Source organism: Pseudomonas huaxiensis, assembly GCF_003231275.1.
GTDB classification, from domain to species: Bacteria; Pseudomonadota; Gammaproteobacteria; order Pseudomonadales; family Pseudomonadaceae; genus Aquipseudomonas; species Aquipseudomonas huaxiensis.
Genome location: NZ_QKVL01000114.1, coordinates 1 through 2,294, shown reverse-complemented (window position 1 = coordinate 2,294; position 2,294 = coordinate 1). Strand labels below are relative to the sequence as shown.

The 2,294-nt window shown below is 65.0% G+C and carries 2 protein-coding genes; both read right to left on the bottom strand.

Annotation, left to right across the window (positions count from 1 at the left end):
- On the bottom strand, nucleotides 1-1,187 hold a 1,187-nt coding region (locus DM374_RS32415; RefSeq protein ID WP_157969810.1), incomplete at its 3' end, for a filamentous hemagglutinin N-terminal domain-containing protein.
- Nucleotides 1,188-1,217: 30 nt separating this feature from the next.
- A partial coding sequence (locus tag DM374_RS32410) for a ShlB/FhaC/HecB family hemolysin secretion/activation protein (RefSeq protein WP_177431645.1) occupies nucleotides 1,218-2,294 on the bottom strand: 1,077 nt, incomplete at its 5' end.

Genomic DNA, 2,294 nt, shown 5'->3' with positions numbered 1-2,294 from the left:
CCGGTGTTGTCGATACGCGCCGCCGACAGGCGCACGTCGCCTACGCTGTTACGGCTGTTGTCGGCATTGACGCCCGCTTCGATGACGCCGTGGTTGCTGAGCGTCCCGCTGCTGTCCAGTGCAACACTCTCCCGCGCAGCCAGACTCTGCCGGCTGTTCAAATCCCCCTGACTACTGACCGCCAGATCCTTGCCCGCATACACCGCCCCCTGCGCATCAACCCCCTGCGCCTTGACCGTCGCCGAACCACCCGCCGACACCTGGCCCAGGTTCAGCTTGCCATTGGCATCAATCTGGATATCGCCGCCAGCAACCATATTGCCCGCCAGCTTCACCCCGACCCCGGCTTCAGTGCCGACCAGGCGGATGGTGTTGACGTACATACCGCCCAGCGCCGAGGAGTCGATCGCCAGGGCCGGCGCCTGGCTGCCATCGGCAGCGCGCGCGGTGGCGGCAAGGGTGCGGGCATCGACGTCGTTGCGGCCGGCGACGATGTCGAGTTTGTTGGCCTGGATCTGGGCGTTGATCTGGGTGGCGCGGGTGATGATTTCGAACTGGTCGACATTGCTGGCATTGAGGCCGGCACCGTCGATGGAGACGTTGCCCTGGTCGACCTGGTAGCGGTTGATCTGGCCGTTTTCGATCACCGCCTTGCCGGTGCTGAGGGTGACTTTCGGGGTGTTGATGAAGCCGCAGCCGTCGCAACTGATGCCGTGCGGGTTGGCGACGATGACGTGGGCGGACTTGCCCGCGACTTCGGTGTAGCCGCGCAATTGGCTGGCGCTGCCGCCGTTGACTTCGTTGAGGATGATGTCGGCGGCGCGGCCGCTGAAGTTGGGGTTGCCGACGATGATTCCGCCCAGTTGGGTGCTCTGGGTGCGATTGGTGGCGTTGTTGAGGATCAGGCCCTGGGCATCGACGTTGTAGTCCTTGAACTGGTTATGCGAGAGGCCATTGGCATTGGGTGCGGCGATGTTGATGATCGGCACGCCATTGCCCGCCTGCGCCAACCCGGTGCCCGCCGCACTGACCGCAATACCTTCGGCCTGGGCCCACAGCGGCTGCCAGAACATGACGTTGGCCAGCAGAAACGCCAGGGCGCGTTTCGGCAGGCCGCAGAAAGTCTCGCGCGGGTGCAGGGTCGCCGAGGGCTGGCGAAGGAGAAAAGCGAATTGACGGACATCCATGTCGTGGTCTCGATTCAGCTAAAGCTGGAGTTACAGCAGCAACTCCACGCGGAAATAAATGGGCGCTTCGCGCTCGGTAATGACGTCGGGGCGTTCCAGCGAATGGGCGAAGGTCACGCTGGCGCTCAGGTGCTGGCCGCGGGCGAACAGTTCCAGCGCGTTGCTGGAGACACGCCCGTGCTGGTCGCCGTTGTAGCGGTCACCGCGGATCACGCCCTGGTCGTAGCCGACGCTGGCGCCGTACTCGGCCAGCACCGGGCGTAGCCATTCCAGCGCTACCGGGCGGGTCCAGCGCAGGTCGTTGCGCCAGTAAGCGCCGCTGTCGCCGGTCAGGGACTGGTCCTTGTAGCCACGCACCGAGGACAGCCCGCCCAGGCTCAGGCGCTGCGGGCTGAACAGCGGGTCTTCGCTGCGCTGGCCGGTGGCGAGGCTGCTGAAACTGAAGGTCTCTTCGCCAAGCTGGAACGGCTGCAGGTAGCTGATGGTCAGGCTGTATTTGCGGTAGCGGGCGTCGGGATCGCCGGGGCTGGCGGTGCGGTCGGCCTGGGCATCGAAGGCGCCGATGCCCTGCTGCATGCCCAGGTCCAGGTTGACGAACGCGCCGCCGATCCTGCGCCCGTGGTTGATGCCGAACTGCGCCTCGCTCAGGCGGTTGCTGCTGTTTTCCAGGCGGCTGTCTTCGATGTAGTTGTTCGAGCGCAGGTAGGCCAGGCCGGTGCTCAGCGAGGTTTTTGACAGGCTGTCGCGGTGGATCACCCGCTCGGCGCGCAGTTGGTGGTTCTGGGTGTCGCCGGTTTGCTTGAAGGTGAAGGTATTGGCTTCGGCCTGTGAGCGGTAGGCGCTCTGGCTGTAGGAATAGCTGAAGTTCCACCAGCCCCAAGGCAGGTTGTAGAAGAGCATTTCGCTGTGCGAGGTGCGCTGGTGATCGCTGACCGCATCACGACCGCCGCGTAGCATCAGCTGGTCGGCCAGGCCCAATGGGCTGTCCCACTCCAGGCCGTAGCCCCACTGCTGTTCGCCGGTGGAAAGCTGGCCGTCGTTGTTACGCGACAGGTTGGCGCGCCAGGGCTTTTTTGGGGTGTTGCCGACCTCCACGGTGCTGCCGCC